The sequence below is a fragment of the Pseudoduganella flava genome (assembly GCF_007830495.1).
GTDB classification, from domain to species: domain Bacteria; phylum Pseudomonadota; class Gammaproteobacteria; order Burkholderiales; family Burkholderiaceae_D; genus Rugamonas; species Rugamonas flava.
On record NZ_VLKW01000004.1, the window covers coordinates 475,895 to 496,121 of the forward strand.

At 62.3% G+C, this 20,227-nt stretch carries 21 protein-coding genes and 1 tRNA gene; 16 read left to right on the forward strand and 6 right to left on the reverse strand.

The features are described 5' to 3' along the window. Positions 1-88: 88 nt before the first annotated feature. Positions 89-850: a hypothetical protein gene (locus IP92_RS13815; protein ID WP_145875723.1), complete on the forward strand. Its 762-nt coding sequence runs from the start codon at positions 89-91 to the stop codon at positions 848-850. Between the two features lie 46 nt (positions 851-896). Here IP92_RS13815 and IP92_RS13820 read toward each other — a convergent pair whose 3' ends face one another. Then, positions 897-2,339 (reverse strand): PEP-CTERM sorting domain-containing protein, encoded by a 1,443-nt coding sequence (locus IP92_RS13820; protein WP_158206702.1) that lies wholly within the window; start codon positions 2,337-2,339, stop codon positions 897-899. Between the two features lie 580 nt (positions 2,340-2,919). Here IP92_RS13820 and IP92_RS13825 point away from each other — a divergent pair. From IP92_RS13825 to IP92_RS13835, 3 genes are read left to right on the forward strand one after another with little or no spacing between them, the layout of a single operon-like run. Continuing rightward, positions 2,920-4,131 carry an efflux RND transporter periplasmic adaptor subunit gene (locus IP92_RS13825; RefSeq protein ID WP_145875728.1) on the forward strand — a complete coding sequence of 404 codons (1,212 nt, stop codon included), beginning with the start codon at positions 2,920-2,922 and terminating at the stop codon, positions 4,129-4,131. A gap of 12 nt (positions 4,132-4,143) precedes the next feature. Next, entirely contained in the window at positions 4,144-7,287 is a 3,144-nt protein-coding gene (locus tag IP92_RS13830) for an efflux RND transporter permease subunit (protein WP_145875730.1), read from the forward strand. Then, positions 7,284-8,702 (forward strand): efflux transporter outer membrane subunit, encoded by a 1,419-nt coding sequence (locus tag IP92_RS13835; RefSeq protein ID WP_145875732.1) that lies wholly within the window; start codon positions 7,284-7,286, stop codon positions 8,700-8,702. The genes IP92_RS13830 and IP92_RS13835 overlap by 4 nt, the downstream gene beginning before the upstream one ends. Before the next feature lie 194 nt (positions 8,703-8,896). On the opposite strand, the gene IP92_RS13840 is transcribed toward IP92_RS13835, so the two are convergent. Beyond that, positions 8,897-9,391, reverse strand: coding sequence for a GNAT family N-acetyltransferase (locus IP92_RS13840; RefSeq protein WP_158206701.1), 495 nt, complete (start codon positions 9,389-9,391; stop codon positions 8,897-8,899). A 123-nt stretch (positions 9,392-9,514) separates the two neighbouring features. On the opposite strand from IP92_RS13840, the gene IP92_RS13845 reads away from it, so the two are divergent. Next, a complete protein-coding gene (locus IP92_RS13845; protein WP_145875736.1) occupies positions 9,515-10,126 on the forward strand; it encodes a TetR/AcrR family transcriptional regulator in 612 nt (203 codons plus the stop codon). Positions 10,127-10,144: 18 nt separating this feature from the next. Next, entirely contained in the window at positions 10,145-10,855 is a 711-nt protein-coding gene (locus tag IP92_RS13850; protein ID WP_145875738.1) for a fumarylacetoacetate hydrolase family protein, read from the forward strand. 3 nt (positions 10,856-10,858) lie between these two features. On the opposite strand, the gene IP92_RS13855 is transcribed toward IP92_RS13850, so the two are convergent. Then, entirely contained in the window at positions 10,859-11,689 is an 831-nt protein-coding gene (locus IP92_RS13855) for an SIR2 family NAD-dependent protein deacylase (protein ID WP_145875740.1), read from the reverse strand. A 102-nt stretch (positions 11,690-11,791) separates the two neighbouring features. Here IP92_RS13855 and IP92_RS13860 point away from each other — a divergent pair. Next, positions 11,792-11,868, forward strand: a tRNA-Pro gene (locus IP92_RS13860). Between the two features lie 14 nt (positions 11,869-11,882). Next, positions 11,883-12,647: a hypothetical protein gene (locus tag IP92_RS13865; protein WP_145875743.1), complete on the forward strand. Its 765-nt coding sequence runs from the start codon at positions 11,883-11,885 to the stop codon at positions 12,645-12,647. A gap of 214 nt (positions 12,648-12,861) precedes the next feature. Here IP92_RS13865 and IP92_RS13870 read toward each other — a convergent pair whose 3' ends face one another. Next, a complete protein-coding gene (locus tag IP92_RS13870; protein ID WP_145875745.1) occupies positions 12,862-13,167 on the reverse strand; it encodes a site-specific integrase in 306 nt (101 codons plus the stop codon). Positions 13,168-13,675: 508 nt separating this feature from the next. Here IP92_RS13870 and IP92_RS13875 point away from each other — a divergent pair. The 3 genes from IP92_RS13875 to IP92_RS13885 all read left to right on the forward strand — a co-directional run bounded on the left by IP92_RS13875 (position 13,676) and on the right by IP92_RS13885 (position 16,103). Beyond that, positions 13,676-13,993 carry a hypothetical protein gene (locus IP92_RS13875; RefSeq protein WP_145875747.1) on the forward strand — a complete coding sequence of 106 codons (318 nt, stop codon included), beginning with the start codon at positions 13,676-13,678 and terminating at the stop codon, positions 13,991-13,993. Next, entirely contained in the window at positions 13,981-14,409 is a 429-nt protein-coding gene (locus IP92_RS13880) for a tyrosine-type recombinase/integrase (protein ID WP_158206700.1), read from the forward strand. The genes IP92_RS13875 and IP92_RS13880 overlap by 13 nt, the downstream gene beginning before the upstream one ends. A gap of 563 nt (positions 14,410-14,972) precedes the next feature. Beyond that, positions 14,973-16,103, forward strand: coding sequence for a HEPN domain-containing protein (locus IP92_RS13885; RefSeq protein WP_145875750.1), 1,131 nt, complete (start codon positions 14,973-14,975; stop codon positions 16,101-16,103). Here the strand turns inward: IP92_RS13885 and IP92_RS13890 are convergent. Continuing rightward, positions 16,078-16,551, reverse strand: a complete 474-nt coding sequence (locus IP92_RS13890) for a hypothetical protein (RefSeq protein ID WP_145875752.1) — start codon at positions 16,549-16,551, stop codon at positions 16,078-16,080. The genes IP92_RS13885 and IP92_RS13890 overlap by 26 nt on opposite strands. A 38-nt stretch (positions 16,552-16,589) precedes the next feature. Between IP92_RS13890 and IP92_RS13895 the strand changes: the two genes are divergently transcribed. After that, positions 16,590-16,955 (forward strand): DUF6152 family protein, encoded by a 366-nt coding sequence (locus IP92_RS13895; RefSeq protein WP_145875755.1) that lies wholly within the window; start codon positions 16,590-16,592, stop codon positions 16,953-16,955. Between the two features lie 2 nt (positions 16,956-16,957). Beyond that, the gene (locus tag IP92_RS13900; RefSeq protein WP_145875757.1) at positions 16,958-17,269 is read left to right on the forward strand and encodes a hypothetical protein; all 312 of its coding nucleotides are present in this window, start codon (positions 16,958-16,960) and stop codon (positions 17,267-17,269) included. On the opposite strand, the gene IP92_RS13905 is transcribed toward IP92_RS13900, so the two are convergent. After that, positions 17,244-18,326: a hypothetical protein gene (locus IP92_RS13905; RefSeq protein WP_145875759.1), complete on the reverse strand. Its 1,083-nt coding sequence runs from the start codon at positions 18,324-18,326 to the stop codon at positions 17,244-17,246. The two genes, IP92_RS13900 and IP92_RS13905, sit on opposite strands and share 26 nt — an antisense overlap. 486 nt (positions 18,327-18,812) lie before the next feature. Here IP92_RS13905 and IP92_RS13910 point away from each other — a divergent pair, with 486 nt between their 5' ends. The 3 genes from IP92_RS13910 to IP92_RS13920 all read left to right on the forward strand — a co-directional run bounded on the left by IP92_RS13910 (position 18,813) and on the right by IP92_RS13920 (position 20,227). Beyond that, positions 18,813-19,307, forward strand: a complete 495-nt coding sequence (locus IP92_RS13910) for a hypothetical protein (protein WP_145875761.1) — start codon at positions 18,813-18,815, stop codon at positions 19,305-19,307. A 75-nt stretch (positions 19,308-19,382) separates the two neighbouring features. Further along, on the forward strand, positions 19,383-19,745 hold the full coding sequence (locus IP92_RS13915; RefSeq protein WP_145875763.1) for a DUF6152 family protein: 363 nt from the start codon (positions 19,383-19,385) through the stop codon (positions 19,743-19,745). Positions 19,746-19,747: 2 nt separating this feature from the next. Further along, positions 19,748-20,227, forward strand: coding sequence for a DUF6644 family protein (locus IP92_RS13920; protein WP_145875764.1), 480 nt, complete (start codon positions 19,748-19,750; stop codon positions 20,225-20,227).

The window sequence follows — 20,227 nt, forward strand, 5'->3', positions numbered from 1 at the left end:
TGTTCCTTTTTACAATGACGCGGCGCGCGCATGTGCCCACATGCGGCGCGCGCCATCTACCCACGCACACAACAAGAGATAATCAACGATGATCCGTACCTGGAAAGCCGCACTGTCGGTAGCTACCCTTGCCTTGCTGTCCGCCTGCGGCGGCGGCGATGACGATCCCGCCGGCACGAGCACCGGCTCCACGCCGACGGCGACGTCCGTCGTGCTGTCGCAGGACTTCAACCAGGGCGCCGACGGCTGGTCCGGCGAAGCAAGCGACTACACGACCGCCACGGCACCGACGGAAGTCGCGATCGAATTGCGCAGCACCGAGGCCCTCGGCACCGGCTACAAGGGCACGAAGGCCTACTACGTGGGCGGCACGAACCGCAGCGACGACCTGCTGCTGTACGTGAAGAAGCAGTTCACCGGCTTCGTCGCCAATACCGAATACACGTTCTATGTGTACACGCTGAACCTGCTGACGGACGCACCGAGCGGCTGCTCCGGCGTCGGCGGCGCGCCGGGCGAATCCGTGTACGTGATCGCGGCGGCATCGGCCACCGAACCGAAGGCCGTCAACACGAACGGCGACGTGCGCCTGAACATCGACCACGGCAACCAGGGCACGGCAGGCGCCACGTCGCTCGTGCTGGGCAACGTCGCCAACGGCCTGCCATGCGACGGCACCCGCAAGTACGCATCGAAGCTGCTGCGCAATACGACGGGCGTGAAAGTGAAGACGGATGGCGAAGGCAAGCTGTGGGTGCTGTTCGGGATCGATTCCGGCTTCGAGGCGAACAGCGCCGTCTATCTGCAGAATCTGACGATCCAGTTTGTGCCGGTGACGACGACGACTTGATCGGCAGCTCCATGCCAGTTGTCCGACCGGTGCCCCGGTCGGACGATCAGCCGGCCGTGGCGCCCGCGCGCTTCGGCCGGTAGCGGCACAGCACTCCAAGGCCAGCCAGCAGCATCGCGTACGACGCAGGCTCGGGCACCGGCAACAGCGGCAGGCGCGGAATCATGCCCGAGTAGAGGTGCAGGCGCAGGCCGATGGCCGCGTCGATGGGATCGGGATTGGTGATGGCCAGCGTGAAGTCGAACGTCTGGTTCCACTCCTGGATCGTGTCCGGGCCGTACTTGGCCGGCGTCGAGCTGAAGTGGGAGGCCCCGTACTCGTTGTTCATCTCGGCCGTGAAGAACGACTGCACGAGATCGTAAGGGTGCATCCCGCGCGGCACGTACTGCTGGAACAGCGTGCCGCTGAGGACCAGTGCGGTGCCGGGCCGCAGCGTGATGTTGGCGGCGTAGTCGTAGCTGTTGCTGATCGAGTAGTAGAACGACGATTCCAGCGGCGTTTCCGCGTCCCAGACGATGCTGGACACCGCATCGCCCCGCGCGCCATTGGTCGCGATCGACGTCTGCCAGGCCATGAAGTCGAGCTGGCTTTGTGCGGGCGTACCGACGGGCGGCGTCACGTCCTTGCGTACCTCGCCTTGCAGCCACCACACGGCATTCGACAGTCCCACGCTCTCTTCGTTGATATGGTATGCGGCGGTGATGCCGTCGTCCGGCGCGATGTCCACCACCGTCAACGCAACGTTGCTGAGCCTGCCGATGACGAACGGATCGGCGGCCGATTGCGCTGCCGCGATGCCGGCGTTGCCGCACAGCGCGACGATTCCGGCGGCCTTGCCGATGCGGCCGAGCGCCCGTTTGGTGCCGCGCCCGCCGGCGACGGCCAGCAGGACCAGGCCAGCCAGCAGCATTGCCCATCCGGACGGCTCCGGTACGGCCAGCGTCACTTCCGTCATCGTGTTCAACATCATCGACAGCGTCATCGGCGTGCTGCCGGTGTTCGCATACGCAAACTGGAAGGGCCGGGCCAGCGTGCCGGGCGGCGCTTCGCAGCAGATCCAGAAATCCGTTGTGCTCAGCCCCGCCAGTTCGCCGTTCAGCCGCAAATAGATGAAGTCGTAGGGATGCAAGTCCGAGGTGGTGCGGTTGGCCATGCCGTCCACGACGAGCAGCGAATGCGGTGCGAGGATCACGGGTGTCACCTGCAACATCTCGAGCCGGAAGGCGCTGGCTTCGACGGGGCGTGACGGCATCACATAAGTAAAGCCGGCGTCGCTGAGGCCGGCCCCCGTGTACACGGTCGTTTCCAGGCCATACGCATTCAGTTGCAGCGTATAGGGCAGGTTGTCCGAGACCGTGTGCTGGATACCCTGCGTGGGCAACCCGGAACTCGACGCGATATCCGCCCGCATCTCGGTGATCGTCGTGCCGAGCTGGTAGGCGGCCGGCTGGCCATCGTCCGGCGTCAGGTCGAACACTTGTACGCGCACGTTGGAAAACCCGGCGGAAAACGATTCGCCACCGTTCGCCGCCTGGGCGGCTGTCGCAGTAACGGCGGTAACAAGCACGAGCAATAACCACGCACAACAATGACGAGGAAACATGACGGCCTCCATCTGTTCAAGGGTTTTCTGAATTACGGCGCGCTGCGGGGCGCTCCGTCGCCGGCGGCGCCTCAGGCACCAACGCCGATGTGCAGCGTGTCTCGCGCCTGGGAGGGGCTACTGGAGGCCGTGACAAGCTTGGTTCTTGCATAATAGTCAACCGTCTCGCCGCCAATGAGTTCGTCTCAGCCGCAGCATTGATCTTGATCAATTGGTGGCGTTGTTGCTGTTTAGTTTGCGCAACAATGCTGCTCGCCGGAGTGAAGCGGACGTCCCTTGGAACGCTGGCGGCTCTAAAGGGCGGTTGCACGCCAAGAAATCCGCATCTATTGCTCACAGGAACCGGTTCGAGTCAATCTGATTATTTTTGCTGACTTCCCAGTCAGCAAACGCACAAGTTTCTGATCTGTATTAGAATGATCGTTCATTCTATCGCGCGATACCTCACAGATCAGAAAGACAACGTATGGAACACTCGCTCTCCCGCCCGCCTCTCCGCACGGCCGGCCTCGTTTTCCTCGCATGCGCGGCGGCGCTGACCGCCGGCTGCGAGTCCCATCAGAAGGAAGGCGCCGGTGCGCCGGGCGGCAAGATGCCGCCGCCGCAAGTGGCCGTCTACACGGTGCAGCCGCAGGCGCTGCCGGTGACGGCTGAACTGCCCGGCCGCACGTCCGCCTACCAGATCGCCGAAGTGCGTCCGCAGGTGTCCGGCATCATCCAGAAGCGCCTGTTTACGGAAGGCGCCGACGTGAAGGCCGGCACCCAGCTGTACCAGATCGATCCGGCCACCTACCAGGCCACCTACAACTCGGCCAAGGCCGCGCTGACCCGCGCTCAGGCCAACCTGCTGACGGCCGGCCCGAAAGTGAAGCGCTACAAGGAGCTGGTCGAGATCGAAGGCGTGTCGCGCCAGGATTACGACGACGCGATCGCCGCCGAAGCGCAGGCCCGCGCCGACGTCGAATCGGCCAAGGCATCGCTGGAAACGGCGCGCATCAACGTGGAGTACACGAAGGTGCATGCGCCGATCTCCGGCCGCATCAGCCGCTCGAACGTGACGCCGGGTGCGCTGGTTACCGCTGGCCAGGAAACGGCGATGACCACCGTGCAGCAGCTCGACCCGATCTATGTCGACGTGACGCAGTCCAGCGAAGACCTGCTGCGCCTGAAGAAGAACATCGAGGCGGGCGGCGTGAAGCAAGCCGGCCAGGCCAAGGTCACGCTGAAGCTGGCCGACGGCACCACCTATGCGCAGCCGGGCAAGCTGCAGTTCGCCGACGCGAGCGTCGATCCGGGCACCGGCAACGTCACGCTGCGCGCGATCTTCCCGAACCCGAAGCATGACCTGCTGCCGGGGATGTTCGTGCGTGCCGTCGTCGAGAACGGCGTCAACGAGCAGGCGATCGCCGTGCCGCAACAGGGCGTGACGCGCAACCAGAAGGGCGAAGCGACGGCGCTGGTGCTGAACCAGCAGGGCATCGTCGAGCAGCGCGTCATCAAGACTGCCGGCACGCAGGGCGACAAGTGGCTCGTGGCCGGTGGCCTGAATGCCGGCGACCGCGTGATCATCGAAGGCCTGCAGAAGGTGAAGCCGGGTGCACCGGCCGTCGTGGCGCAGGGCGAGGCAACCCGACCGGCAGCCACCGCCGCCGCCGGCAAACCCGCCGCCGCACAGTAAGGAGTTTTATCCATGGCTAGATTTTTCATCGATCGCCCCATCTTCGCGTGGGTCATAGCGATCGTCATCATGCTCGCGGGCGTGCTCGCGATCCGGGCGCTGCCGATCGCGCAGTACCCGAGCATCGCGCCGCCGTCGATCTCGATCTCCGGTTCGTACCCGGGCGCTTCCGCGAAGACCGTGGAAGACGCAGTCACGCAGGTCATCGAACAGAAGATGAAGGGCATCGACGGGCTGCGCTACATGAGCTCCTCGTCCGACTCGGCCGGCGGCATCGGCATCACGCTGACGTTCAAGAACGGCACGAACCCGGACATCGCCCAGGTGCAGGTGCAGAACAAGCTGCAGCTGGCGACGCCGCTGCTGCCGGCCGCCGTCACGCAACAGGGCCTGGTGGTGTCGAAAGCCACCAAGAACTTCCTGCTGGTGCTGGGCTTCGTGTCCGAGGACGGCAGCATGAACAACGCCGACCTGGGCGACTACGTGGCGGCCAACGTGCTCGATCCGATCTCCCGCGTCGAAGGCGTGGGCGACGTGACCTTGTTCGGTTCCCAGTACGCGATGCGCATCTGGCTCGATCCCTCGAAGCTGCAAAGCTACCAGCTGACGCCGTCGGACGTGATCACGGCCGTGCAGGCGCAGAACGCGGAAGTCTCCGCCGGTGAACTGGGTGGCGCGCCCGCCGTGCCGGGCCAGCAGCTGAACGCCACCGTGTCGGCGCAGAGCCGCCTGCAGACGGCCGAGCAGTTCGGCGCGATCCTGCTGAAGACGATGGGAAGCGGCGCCACCGTGCACCTGCGCGACGTGGCGAAGATGGAACTGGGCCGCGAGAACTACAACACGGTCGCCCGCTTCAACGGCAAGCCCGCTACCGGTATCGCACTGAAGCTGGCCACCGGCGCCAACGCCCTCGATACCGCTAAGCTGGTGAAGGCGAAGATCGAAGAGATGGGCAAGCTGTTCCCGCAAGGGATGAAGGCCGTCGTGGCGTTTGACACGACGCCGTTCGTCGAGCTGTCGATCGAGGAAGTCGTGAAGACGCTGGGCGAGGCGATCGTGCTGGTGTTCCTCGTGATGTACCTGTTCCTGCAGAACTTCCGCGCCACGCTGATCCCGACGATGGCCGTGCCGGTGGTGCTGCTGGGTACCTTCGCGATCCTGTCCGCGTTCGGCTACTCGATCAACACGCTGACGATGTTCGCGATGGTGCTGGCGATCGGCCTGCTGGTCGACGATGCGATCGTCGTCGTGGAAAACGTCGAGCGCGTGATGACGGAAGAGGGCCTGTCGCCGAAAGAGGCGACGAAGAAATCGATGGGCCAGATTTCCGGCGCGCTGGTCGGCATCGCGATGGTGCTGTCCGCCGTGTTCGTGCCGATGGCGTTCTTCGGCGGCTCCACGGGCGTCATCTACCGCCAGTTCTCGATCACGATCGTGTCGGCGATGGTGCTGTCCGTGCTGGTCGCAATGATCTTCACGCCGGCGCTGTGCGCCACGATCCTCAAGCCCGTCGAGAAGGGCCATCACCTGTCCGACCGCGGCTTCTTCGGCTGGTTCAACCGCACGTTCGAACGCAGCACCAACAAGTACCAGGGCATGGTGGGCGGCATGATCCGCCGCCGCGGTGCGTCGATGATCCTGTACGTCGTGCTGCTGGGCGTGCTGGCGCTCGTGTTCATGCGCCTGCCGACTTCTTTCCTGCCGGAAGAAGACCAGGGCGTGCTGTTCTCGCAGATCCAGCTGCCGACGGGCGCCACACAGGAACGTACGTTGAAGACGATCGAGAAGGTCGAGGACTACTTCCTGAACAAGGAAAAGGCGAACGTCGCTTCCGTGTTCGCGGTGGCCGGCTTCTCGTTCGGCGGCAACGGCCAGAACACGGGTATCGCGTTCGTGCGGATGAAGGACTGGAAGGAACGTCCGGGCAAGGAAAACCGCGTCAGCGCGATCGCCGGCCGGGCGATGGGCGCGCTGATGCAGCTGCGCGATTCGATGGTGTTCGCGTTCGCGCCGCCGGCCGTGCTGGAACTGGGTAACGCCTCGGGCTTCGACCTGCAGCTGCAGGACGTGGCCGGCGTTGGCCACGACAAGCTGATGGCCGCGCGCAACCAGCTGCTGGGCATGGCGTCGCAAAGCAAGCTGCTGGTCGGCGTGCGTCCGAACGGCCAGGAAGATACGCCGCAGTACAAGGTCATTATCGACCAGCAGAAGGCGACCGCGCTCGGCCTGTCCGTGGCGGAAGTGAACAAGGTGCTGTCGGTGGGCTGGGGTTCGTCGTACGTCAACGACTTCATCGACCGTGGCCGCGTGAAGAAGGTGTACATGCAGGGCCAGCCGGATTCGCGCATGGTGCCGGAAGACCTGTCGAAGTGGTTCGTCCGCAATACGGCGGGCGCCATGGTGCCGTTCTCCGCGTTCGCCACGGGCGAGTGGATCTACGCATCGCCGCGCCTGGAGCGCTACAACGGCCTGTCCTCGGTGAACATCCAGGGCAGCCCGGCGCCGGGCGTGTCGTCCGGTGCCGCGATGGCCGAAGTCGAGAAGCTGGTGGCGCAACTGCCGCCGGGTATCGGCTTCGAATGGACCGGCCTGTCCGTCGAAGAGCGCCAGTCCGGCTCGCAGACGCCGGCGCTGTACTCGATCTCGATCCTGATCGTGTTCCTGTGCCTGGCCGCGCTGTATGAAAGCTGGTCGGTGCCGTTCTCGGTGCTGCTGGTCGTCCCGCTGGGCATCATCGGTACCGTGATCGCGACGTGGGGCTTCCACCTGGCGAACGACGTGTACTTCCAGGTGGGCCTGTTGACGGTGGTCGGCCTGTCCGCGAAGAACGCGATCCTGATCGTGGAATTCGCGAAAGAACTGCAGGAAGCGGGCCGCGACCTGCGCGAAGCGACGCTGGAAGCGGTGAAGCTGCGCCTGCGGCCGATCCTGATGACGTCGATCGCATTCGGCCTGGGCGTGCTGCCGCTGGCCGTGGCGAGCGGCGCCGGCTCCGGCAGCCAGAACGCGATCGGCGTGGGCGTGCTGGGCGGGATGCTGACGGCGACGTTCCTCGGCATCTTCTTCGTGCCCGTGTTCTTCGTGCTGGTACGCAGCTGGTTCGCCAGCAAGCAAGCCGCCGCCCCGGGTACCACTGTTGTAAAGGAAGCTCAATGAACAAGTCTTTGATCACCCTGGCGGTGACCGCGCTGCTGGCCGGCTGCAGCCTGGCGCCGACGTACGAACGCCCGGCCGCCCCGATCCCGTCGGCCGCGCAGACGTGGCCGCAAGGCGATGCCTACAAGCCGGCCGCGCAGCCGACCGCGACGAAGGAAGCGTATGACATCGCCTGGCGCGACTTCATCGCCGACGAGCAGTTGAAGCAGCTGGTCGAGCTGGCGCTGGCCAACAACCGCGACCTGCGCGTGTCGATCCTGAACATCGAGAAGGCGCGCGCCCAGTATGGCGTGCAGCGTGCCGGGCAGGTGCCGCACGTGAACGCCACCGTCAGCCAGACGGCCAATCGCGTGCCGGACAATTCGTCGCCCACCGGCGATGGCTACATCACCCGCCAGTACAGCGCGGGCCTGGGCATTCCCGCGTTCGAGCTGGACTTCTTCGGCCGCGTGAAGAACCTGTCCGAGGCCGCGTTGCAGCAGTACCTGGGCACGGCGGAAGCGCGCCGCTCGCAGCAGATCAGCCTGGTGGCCGAAGTGACCAATGCGTGGCTGACGCTGGCCGCGGACCAGGAGCGCCTGCGCCTGGCGCAGGACACGCTGAAGAGCCAGCAGATCACGTATGAGCTCAGCAAGCGTCGCTTCGAGGCGGGTGCCACGTCCGGCCTCGACATGTACGAGGCGCAGACGAGCGTGGAATCGGCCCGCAACGACGTGGCCGTGTACACGGCGCAGGTGGCGGCCGACCAGAACGCGCTGGCGCTGCTGGCCGGCGCAGCGGTGCCGGCCGAGCTGCTGCCGCAAGGCCCGCTGGGCCCCGTGACGCAGGTGGCGGACCTGCCGGAAGGCGTGCCGTCGACGGTGCTGCAACGCCGGCCGGACGTGCTGTCCGCCGAACGCACGCTGCAGGCGGCCAACGCGGACATCGGCGTCGCCCGTGCCGCGTTCTTCCCCAGCATCTCGCTGACGGCATCAGCCGGCAGCGCGAGCGGCGCCTTGTCGGGCCTGTTCAAGGCGGGTTCCGGCGCATGGACGTTCATCCCGCAGCTGACCTTGCCGATCTTCGCGGGCGGTGCAAACCAGGCCAACCTGGACATCGCGAAGACCAACCGCGACATCGCCGTCGCGCAGTACGAAAAGGCGATCCAGTCGGCATTCCGCGAAGTGGCCGATGCACTGGCCCAGCGCGGCACGATCGATGAGCGGGTGGCGTCGCAGACGGCACTGGTGGAAGCGTCCGGCAAGAGCTACCGGATCCACGAGCAGCGTTACCAGAAGGGGGCGGAGTCGTACCTGAACGCGCTGGTGTCGCAGCGGACGTTGTATGCGGCGCAGCAGAGCTTGATTACGGCGCGGTTGGCGAAGGCGTCGAATCAGGTGACGCTGTATAAAGTCCTGGGCGGCGGCTGGCAGTAAGGGCCAAGGGGCCGTGGTAAAAGTTAAACCCAACGGCAAAGGCAGGGGTCAGGGAGGAGTGCGGGCGTGCAAGCCCGCACCGCTTTGCCGGCGGAGAGCATGCTCTCCGAAACCCCGGCAAAGCCCCGCCGGGTCTGACCCTAGGTTTGGGTCTGGGGTGCCGGCGGGCGAACCTGCGCTTCGACAAATAACGTTCAAGTCAACAACGGCGGCGTCCACTCCATACAAAGGAACAGGCCGTTCGCCCCGTTGAGCGTAAACCCGCAGCGCTGGAACAGGCGCTGGGCACGGCTGCCGGGCAGCACGTCCAGCCGCACGGGCACGCGCATGCGCACGCCTTGTGCCTGCAGGCTGCGCAACAGGCCGAGGCCGATGCCGCGGTTGCGGCATTCGGGCAGCAGGCTGATGTCCAGGATGCGGATTTCGTCGGCGCCGTAGTTGACGTACAGGGCGCCGATCGGCCGCTCGCGTTCGACGATGACGGCAACGTCGCCGTAAGGGTACAGCGCATGCAGCTGCGTCTGCCGCGCGCGGAACTGCAAGGCCATCAGCAGCGCCTCGGTGCGGGCATCGCATGCACCCATGCGCTGCTCTGCCGTACGCGTGCTCGCATAGAGCTGCTCCATGAAGGCCTGGTCGGCGGCTTCCGCCGGCCGCATTTCGATCGTGCGGGAAGTCCTGGTTGACATGGTCGTCCTTGCGCAAGTAGCGGTCGGAGAAAATGATAGCATCCGTGCGCGTGCACGGGCGATCCGTTTGACAAACCGGTGCCGGCAGTGGGGAAAGAGGGCCGGCAACCCCAGAAAGACAGCATGAATCATATCGAAAAACGCCATCACGACCCGGAAAAGGCGCGCCACCGGCGCCGCCAGGTACTGGACGCGGCCGCGGCCTGTTTCGGCCGCAGCGGCTTTCATGGCGCGAGCATGGCGGAGATCTCGAAAGCGGCCGGCATGAGCGCCGGCCATATCTACAACTACTTCGACAGCAAGGATGCGATCATCGCCGCCTTCGTCGAGGAGAACGTCGAGCGCATCGCCGCCGACCTGCGCGAACTCGAGCAACAGGAAGACCCGTTGCAGGCGCTGCTGGACCGCATCCCGCAAGGCGTGCGCGACGACCTGAACCCGCAGACGTGGTTCATGCCGATGGAGATCACGGCGGAAGCATCGCGCAACCCGAAGATCGCCGCCGTCGTGCGCGATGCGGACCGGCGCACGCGCGACCAGTTCCGCGCGATCCTGAAGCGCGGCCGCGCGCTGCACGGCATCAGCGTTGACGACGCCGTGCTCAATGGCCGGATGGACGCTATCATCACGATGTTCCAGGGCCTGCCCGTGCGTGCCCTGCACAACCCGGATCTCGACCCGGAGCAGCTGATCGCGTCGTTCCACCTCGCGTTGAAGCCGCTGCTGTTCAGCTGACCACCACGATTGGAGCTTATGAGCACATCCTACGTCTTCGCCCCGCACCAGGCGGCAGCGCTGCCCGTCGCCGGCAGCGCCGCGCTGTTCCCCGTCCGCCGCGTCTACTGCGTCGGGCGCAACTATGCGGGCCATGCCCGCGAAATGGGCTCGGACCCGAACCGCGAGCCGCCGTTCTTCTTCTGCAAACCGGGCGATGCGGACGCCGTCGTCGCGGTGCCCGCCGGCGCCACGGTGGAACTGCCGTTCCCGCCGCGGACGGAAGACTTCCACCATGAATGCGAGCTGGTGGTGGCGATCGGCAAGGGCGGCGCGAACATCCCGGCGGCCGACGCGCCGTCGCACATCTTCGGCTACGCCGTGGGCCTGGACATGACACGCCGCGACCTGCAAGGCCAGATGAAGGCCGCCGGCCGCCCGTGGGAGATCGGCAAGGCGTTCGATTTCTCGGCCCCCGTCGGCTCCGTGCATCCGGCAGCAAGCGTGCCGGGCATCGGCAATGCGGCGATCGCGCTGCAGGTCGATGGCGCCGTGAAGCAGTCCGGCCACGTGGCGGACATGATCTGGTCGATCGCCGAGACGATCGCCAACCTGTCGACGCTGTTCACGCTGCAGCCGGGCGACCTGATTTTCACGGGCACGCCGGAAGGCGTCGGCGCCGTGCAGCGCGGACAACTGCTTACCGCCCACGTGGACGGCCTGACGGACATCGCCGTCCGCTACGTGTAAGCGCTACAGCCGCGCGGCCAGCGCGCTCAAGCCTTCGAGCGCGCCGGCGGGAAGGCCGACATCGAGTTTCGTCGGCACCTCCGGCTCGCGCGGGTTGATGCGCACGAGCCGCCCGCCGGCGCGGATCACCTGGTGGCTGAACTGCCGCACGGACGGGATCGCGGTGCCGGCACCCAGCTCGATGACGACGGGGCGCTCGGCAGCGCGCAGCCACTGCTCCAGCCGCGCCGCCTGCTGCGCGCTGCGGCGCTCGATCCAGTCCCAGTCGCCGAACATCAGGATGTTCGGCCGCGCCAGCCCGCCGCAATGTGGGCAGCGCGGCGGCTCGTTCGACAGCCGGCACGCATCGGCATCCACCTCCGGCACGAAGTCCTCCGCCTCCCAGATCGCATCGCCGCACGGCGCCAGGCATTGCAGGTGATGGATCGAGCCGTGGCATTCATGGACGCGCGCGGGATCGAACCCCGCCTTCTGGAACTGCCCATCGACGTTGCTGGTGAAGACGTGAACCCCGTTCGGCATCGCTTCACCCCAGCGTTTCAGCAGCGCGAAGCCGGCATGGGGCACGGTGGCGCGATACAGCGCCAGGCGGTGGCCATAAAAGCCCCAGGCGAGGCGAGGGTCGCTGCGGAACGTGGCCGGCGACGCGGCGCTGGCGAAGTCGATACGCGCCTTGCCGAGGGCCGGATAGGCGCGCCAGAAGCCTTCGTTGCCGCGAAAATCCGGCAAGCCCGAATCGACGCCGATGCCGGCCCCGGCCGCGACGACAAGGGCATCCGCATCGCGTATCAGCGCCGCCGCGCGATCGAGCAGGGAGGAGGAGAGGGCATCCATGCGGGCATTCTAGCGCGGCCCGGCGGCCATAGCCGTGACCCTGCCTGGATGCAAAAGACCATAGCAAAAACTCAAATGGCTCTGTTATAATGCGCCACTCGTCGGGGCGTAGCGCAGCCTGGTAGCGCACCTGCATGGGGTGCAGGGGGTCGCGAGTTCGAATCCCGCCGTCCCGACCATTGGATTCAATGACTTGCAGCGCAAGCTGTACATAAACCCACCACTGTATATCAGGCAGATGTCTAATATCGGTTCGGTGGGTTTTTGTTTTCTCCACTATCCGAGAGGCAAGATGGAGCCGAGCAGTACCGAAAAGTTCCTAGGAAATCCTTTGGCAGCCGCTCTGCTCAGCGCTGGGGCGGCCGTGACCGGGCCCGCGCTCATAGGCGCGGGACTTCCACCAGATCCCTTTGCAATCGCACTTCTCGGGATCGTCCCCGGTCTGGCTCAAAGCGCGATTGCTGAGCGGTACGTGCAACGGACGAGAGATGCGTTAGACGCAATGCGGCGTGATGTAGAGGCGATGCGAATCGATCTCGATCGCATAACCGAAGAGCAATATAAGGTGGCAAGTGACTGTGGCGCCGCTGTGTATGCAACAATCGATCAAGCCAAGTTAGATTACCTTCGCATAGCTTTTCGAAATTCGCTAATTGATGAGCAGGCCTGCGCCGGGGTACCAGAAGCGCTCGGGCGGCTTGTCCGTGATATGTCTGCTGCGGAGATTCGACTATTAGATGAGCTGTTCCAATACAGCGCTGTGTGCATAATCGAGGATGAGAATTTTCAGACCCCAGAGCACACTTACTCCGCGTTAATCGGCAGTATCGAAGCGCTTAATGTCAGCGGCCTTATTCGCTTGGGCCTACTGCAAACGCTCGCGCCGTCTTTTGACGTAACTTTTTATAAATGGACTGCATTGGCACCAAAACTATTAGCGCTAGTGCGACGACGCTAGATCGTCAACGGGACAGCCAAGGAAGCTCGATCGCAAGGTAGAACAGGTCAGGCACCGCCGATTTAATGTAAATGTCCGTCGTACGGCCGCTGGTATGGACCAAGCGCTTTTGTAACTCTTCCCAGTGTATCTTCAGCTTGGCGGCGTCTGTAGCGCCAAGCGCGCGGATATCCTTGAACGTGACGTCAGCTGTAATGCCCGCGCGCTCCTTCGCTCAGCGCCACATCGATATGAGCCCGGTCTTCGAATAGGCGCCACCCTTCGTCGTCGCGAACAGGTGAGGGCTGATGATGCCGCGCGATCGCTTGATGGCCCGCCCGCGATCGTACCCCCTGATTGTTGGCGTTATCACGATGTTAGCCGCCGCGCTGCTTTTAGCGGTCTTGCGCGGCTTGAGATGGATTACGCCGCTCTCGAACTTCCCATGGCGCATCGTCTGCATGTCGATGGCCCGGGCCTGAAGGAGGTACGTGATATCGATGATCGCGACAAACATCGGTCCGCTGACGGTGGCGAGCACGGCACCGGTGCCGCGGTGCTCTCTGAATGACTCCAGCTCGGATCGCGCGTAACTGCTGGCGGGTTATCAGCATCCCGCGCCGAACTGAGGGCGCTTGGGGTGTGTCACACCCGGCTGTTTTCTGGCCCGCTATCGGCCTCAGAACCGATTTGCGGCGCCAGACCTTCTCCCAAGTGCGACTGGCATGGGAGCGGGCCTTGGGCATGCAGCTCGAGCGAAAAGAATGACCGGACATTCCGGCGCGCGTCGAGCAAGACAAGGAGGTCGAAGGAGGCCGCCGTCTCGATTCTTCGCGACATGGCCGCCGCCGGCATCAGGCAGAGCGCGGATGACGCGTTCGATCACCGGCGCTAGGCGCGCCGCATCGCCGAGTGCATAGCGAACGGCGACAAGTCCGTGACGGTTGGGGGAGGCAGGCGAGAGAGGCGGAGGCCACGCTGCGCTGGTCGCTCGAAAATCTTGCGAAGGAGTTCAAGATGTCCGACACGACAGTGATAAGGCGCGACCGATGGACGTGACCGTTTTTCGACCACGCAAGGGGAATATCTGGCACTACCGGTCCGTGGTGATCGGCGAGCGCGTGCAGGGCAGCACGCGGCTGACCAAACGCGGCGAAGCCGAAGAGTTCGCTGGCCGCGTATACTCTGATGCCGTCATACGCGCCAGCCGCGGCGAGCCGGTGCCGACGCTCGCAGAGCTGTTCAACCGCCAGCTAGCCATGCACGCGCAAACCGCAAGCGCAGACCACCTGCGCAGCGTCTCGGTCGTGCGGCTGTTGCACCTGTACTGGCGCGCCCCGAAGGCGCGACCGTTGTGCGCCTGCTGATTGGCCTGGGCCTCCGCGAGCGCGAGGCCGCCGGCGCGCGGCAGGAGTGGATCGACTGGCAGCGCAGCACATACACGCTTGGCCGTACGAAGCGGCGTGGAGCTGAGCCCGTGCCCGTGCCGCGCTGGATGATCGACCATCTGCGCCTGCTCAGCCGCGACGAGGGATTGATCGCGCCGCGTGCCGATGGCACCGAGCTGCAGGCCGGCTTCTCCCGCCGCCCAATGATGCTGGCGAACGCCCTGTGCAAGACCAACGGCGTCACGCCCCACCGCCTGCGCGGCACGTTCGCGACGCTGTTCTCGGAGGAGGGCGTGCCCATCCAGACGATCCAGAAGGTGATGCGCCACAAGTCGCCGCTGACAACCATGCCTACCTCAAAAAGACCTGGACACGGCCGCACGCTGCGCGGCTAGAATCGCCGAAAAAATGGGTTTGAGAGGCGCGAAAGTGGCGAGGTGCTCGAAACGGACCCTTATGGTACAGGACGTCACGATTATCAACAGTCATCGGGTTTTTAGAAGCGCGACCCCGAAACCGAAGCCCGCCAGCAGCACAAGACCGCAGCAACCACCGATGGAGGACCACCATGCAAGACCAGCTTTCCGTGACACCCACGACGCACTGACATTCGCCTTCAACCATTCCACGCAGCAGTACGCGCTGTCGCCGATGGCCTAGTTATGAAGACCGGGATCGCCGGCTGTTGCACTTGGAATTAGTGTGTGGGATATGCGGGCAACGATTGATCGGTCGTTCTTCGTGCGTGGGATGACTATTTCGGCTGCGGCAGCAGCGCTGAGCGTTGCGAAAGCGACAGCTTATGATCAGAGGGCGCGCATCCACAAGGCCCTGAAGGAACTCGACTTCCTAGCCCAGAATCCATCGAACATAAGCTCGGTGACTTGTGCACCGAGAGCTCGGTAGGTCCCCCGGTGGTCGCTTAGCTGATAAGATAGCTCCAACTTAGGAGCTGAAGATGGGCAACAAGCGGGTTTTGAAGGGAAAATACAGGGAAATTATTACCGAGTATCTGCGAACGGTTGAAATGGAGCGCACTCCTATATTCCGCTATGACCATCCATGGGATGAGATGATCGCTTCGATTCATCGAGTTTACTCTGGCTTTATGTCCAGAATGGATGTGGTTAGATCGGTCTTGAATGTCTTTAATGAATTTGAACGCGAATTTGAGCGCAGCGACGGTACATACACTGTTGAGCCCGAGGTCGGGCGGCAGCTTGTGGAAGACCGCTTAGTCGACTACTTCGCGCAGTTCCCTAAAGATTACCGCCTGGTGCTTCACTTTCCTGACTTGGGCGTCGACCTTCCTGACTGCGATATTGATATAGCCGATGGTGTCAATCTCGCTCTCACTGGACGTGAGGGCGTATTATATATAGCTGTTCAAGGCTATTCTGAGCCGGGCGTAGAAACAATGGCGCAACAGGAGGCGTTCAGCAGAGCGAATCGAGTAATGTTTTGCATGATGGTGACGTGCGGCGGCTACTACGATGACCAGCATTCATTCGCTGGTATTTTCTGGGATCACACGGAGGAAGGCGCCTCTTTTTCACTGAAAGTCCCGCCTTTGTTAGAAGGTAGAATCGCAGGCCTGCGGTTGCGGTGCTACCGACCCGCATTACCTGAATATCAGAGTTTTTTGCTTTACGATCCGTTCGTCGATCTGTTGCGGACGATATTTGCCGACGTTGGAAAGGCACTTTCTGTACTTGAGGAGAAAGGACAGGAAAACCTGGCTGCGGCAGTCGATTGGTATGAAGATGCGCACGTTGCACAAAATGAGTCGGTAAGGTTCATACAATATTGCATCGGTTTGGAAGCACTGCTGGGTGATCCTACAGAGATCATAGGAAATGCAAGGTTGGCAGACAGGATTGCTTTTCTACTATCAGGCAAGCCCAGCGGTCGTGCTGGATTTATTACACAGTTCGGTGAAATTATGGATGTTCGAAACAAGCTCGTCCACGGGAAGCGCGCCCGCCTCAGTGAGGACAATAGAAGGGTCCTCGCTTTGGCCGAAAAGTTCCTCCGGTTGGCGATAATTCGTGAGGTGGAACTGATCAGCGGCTTGCAGTGGAAAAAATAGTCTGGACGGGAACAATTTCAGGAAGAAGTTGTACAGATGACCGTTGGCATAGATCGGGCTCTGCAGGGGCAGCGACGGCTCCGTTCTGGTAAGCACCGCGGTACACGCCGAAATAGTTTGCGCTGTTAGGCAAGGTGTCGGACTGTACCGCCACACGGTTGATGTTGACGGCCATCGTGCCGGACAGCGCGGTTGCACGCTGGCCCTCGGATGGCGCCAGCGCGTGTACCGGGAAATCCGTGTCATACACGGCCGTCCAGCTCAGCTGGAACGGACTGCCTTGTGGGAACCAGCCGAAATCGTCGTTGGTTACCCAAGTAGGTCGGCAAAGCGCCGCACTGGTAGCGGGAATTGCAGAGATACTTGAAAAAATGCAATTAACACGCGGCAAGTGACGGCGCCGCCAAGGGCGTTTTGCTATCTTGTTATTGCCGGTGTTTTCAGACATGGTAACGGTTCCCGTCGCCCGACTGCAGGTGGAAGCCCATGCAAGCCGCCACCCGAGTCATCACGCTGCTGGTCGCACCCTTACTGGCCGCCAGTGTTGCCGCCACCGCCTTCGCCCACCACGGCTGGAGCGAATACGATGCCGACAAACCGCTGACCCTGACCGGCACAATCGCCGCCAGCGGCTACACCCAGCCACACGGCCACGTCGAGCTGAAGACGGCCGACAGGACGTGGAACGTCGTGCTCGCGCCGCCGTCGCGGATGGAGAGCCGCGGCTTGCCGAAAGATGCGCTGGCGGCCGGTGGGCAGGCCACCGTCTATGGCTACCCGCACCGCACGAAGGCGGGCGAGCTGCGGGCCGAACGGATCACCGTCAAAGACCAGACGACCGAGTTGCGCTGACGATGCAGGCGTGGACGGCGTGGCTGGCCGGCACGCCGGTCGCTCGGGCGATGCGCGATGGGGTGTGGCTGTATCCGGCAGTGGAGACCGTGCACATCATCGGCTTTGCCGTGCTGGTGGGCGCGGTGGCGATGTTCGATCTGCGCGTGCTCGGCTTCGCGCATTGTTTACTCGTGCGTATATTGTGCGAAAGCGTGGCCTTGCTGGGCCTTTTATTTGTGATGGCAACAAAATCAGGCTTTGGATCGCGCCCGCTCTGGCGCTGTTTCGCGGACTTCATACGTCGACTCAATATGCCCGACTTAACTCAATAATTCTCTCTGATAGGATTTCGTAGTGCTTGCGTGGAAGTGTTTTAGGTAAGGCGATCGTAATAGGAACGCGGAAATCGTTGGCATTCGCGATATTGCCATACAAAATCGATATGCATTCTCGCCCCCCTTTTTCATTCTTGCTTGTTTCGATCACCGCTTGTGTAACTTGGGCCACGTTTGTTGATTGAAGATTTACAGTTCCCACCACAAACGAGTAGTGTTTTCCCTCCATCTTCATAACTACCCAGTTTTTGAACTCCGGTGGGGAAGATGCAGAAATTGCCCTCTCGACAGTTGCTGTTAAGCTTGCATATTCGTTGAGCATCAGATCTCCGAACACGTCTGCCATTTGCTGTCTAGCATCCTTATCAAGAGCTGCGTTATTTGCGGCCATGCGCATTCTCGATAAATGTTCATGCAGGATGTGGAAGTCAAAGGCTGGCGTGCCGCTGAGATAGCGCCGCTCCGGATCTGCATTCGCGAACGAGTGCGTTACGTATGCCAACACAGTGGCAGCGAGATCTTCAAACTGCTCCTCTGGATCGCTAGAGGGGTTGCTCGAATTCGCAGTTAGACAAATATTGAGGAGAGTGAATAAGTCGACAATTGTTCCACCAAAATCCGCTATCCAGTGTAATAGCTTATCAGGAATGACTAACACAGCATGAGGTATCTTATCGGTAATCGGAGGCGCAAAATGAACTCCGCACTCATTTGATACAACTAATATTGTTAGGTATGACCGCACCCTAGCGTATGGCACGAAGCATTCGTCACCAAATCTGTTCTTCCCTCGAAGAGCGTACCGAGTCTCCTTAGTAGCCCAAAGGCGATGGTAGCCAGCCGCTTGATTTCGATTGTGTTCTGTCTGCTCAGCAAGGCTGTCTCGCGAGGACTGTAAATAGAAGAGCGCGACTGTTTCGTTTGACACCCACGCAAGATCTGCTGGTTCTTTCGGGGCGGTCCCTTTATAGAATTTCTGAGGGATGTAGAGGAACTGCGCACCAAAAGATCTTTGCATGAATTCTTCTAATACGGTTTCTTGGTTGCTTTGCATTCGCATTGTATGGCCCTGAGTTATATTTTCAAAAATCCAGTTCGAGATGATGATTGAACTGTACCATATCATTGTTAGCTGTGAAGCGATCGGCTCCTGTGAATACGCCGTCGTGGTTGGGATACACGAGATCGGTCATCGCTTCGCGGTGCGGAAAGGTTGCGCCGGCGGAGTAGACCGTGCCTCTCATGTACCCGTAGGGGGACGGGACCGTGAATGTATCCGTCGTGCCTCGTAGGATGTGAGCAACCCTCAGTAAGTACAAAGGAGAGAAATGTGATAAATGGAACTCTCACAGCAAGAGTCGAAGACGCCAGAGCGGCTGTAGAAGGGCTGCCCGCGCTTATTGGAGCCATCTCGGTGTTGTTCAGTACGCCGTCCGGTCTCTTTGCGGTCATCGCAGTATCCATCTGGTTACTCTTGAAAGTCAAATCGATACCTCTCATTCAGCATTTCTCGCAACGTAGGTCGGAACGAGTAGCGTCAATGGAAAAGTATTTGGATTGTCCTGAGAAGGCCGATATTACGTGTGTTCGGGTGGTGCAGGAGATGAGGGACACCCACATGTTTCGTACCGCTACAGGTATCTATGCAGAGAAGCGAAGGCGTGATGCATTAGTCTCCTTACATGAGCGTGTGTCTCACGTTGCCAACTGGCGCATCATAAGGAGAGCGCATCCCTTTCTTGAGTTTAACGCGCGGCATGAAATGCGTGTCAGATCATTCAACTGGATTGAACGAGTGGAGTTCGCTTTCAATACGGTTATTATGTTCGTGAGTTTCGCAGTGGCGGCGCTGTTATTCGTCGCGATCTTTTTTTATCCTGGACTAACGGGAAGCGCCGCAGTGGGTACACTTTTCCTTGTTTTTGCAATGATGTTCGTCGGTGCATTCTCGGCAGCGCAGAACTTCCCTCGCAGCAGCGCACTTATGATTAAGAAAGCCCTCGCCGAGCAGCCTACATCGGAGAATGATCTCTAGCTGAGCTGGTAAGGCAGCCTTGCGCTTTTGCGGTGATCGCCTAAAGTGGGAAAATCTCGTTTTTGGAGAACACGCATGCCTATCGTCCCTCATCTGCGCTTCATCGGAATGTCTGCGGGCCTCGCTGTCGTTGCCGCCACCGCCCTCGCCCACCACGGCTGGAGCGAATACGATGCCGACAAACCGCTGACCCTGACCGGCACCATCGCCGCCAGCGGCTACACCCAGCCACACGGCCACGTCGAGCTGAAGACGGCCGACAGGACGTGGCACGTCGTGCTTGCGCCGCCGTCGCGGATGGAGAGCCGCGGCTTGCCGAAGGAGGCGCTGGCGGCAGGTGGGCAGGCCACCGTGTATGGCTACCCGCACCGCACGAAGGCGGGCGAGCTGCGGGCCGAACGGATCACCGTCAAAGACAAGACGACCGAGTTGCGCTGACGATGCAGGCGTGGACGGCGTGGCTGGCCGGCACGCCGGTGGCGCGGGCGATGCGCGATGGGGTGTGGCTGTATCCGGCAGTGGAGACCGTGCACATCATCGGCTTTGCCGTGCTGGTGGGCGCTGTGGCGATGTTCGATCTGCGCGTGCTCGGCTTTGCACGCCGGTTGCCCGTGCGGGCGCTCGGCGCACACGTGCTCCCGTGGGCGGCGGCCAGCCTGCTGCTGATCGTGCCGGCCGGCTTGCTGATGTTCGCCAGCGCGCCGCAGGACTTCATTGCCAACCCCACGTTCCGGCTGAAGCTGGCGCTGCTGGCGGCGGCCGGCGTCAACGCGGCGCTGTTCCATGTGGGCGTGTACCGGGGCGTTGCGCATTGGGATGCCGGCGTGGCGGCGCCTGTGCTGGCGCGGGCGCAGGCACTGCTGTCGCTGCTGCTGTGGACGGCGATCGTCGCCTGCGGGCGGCTGCTCGCCTATACCTGA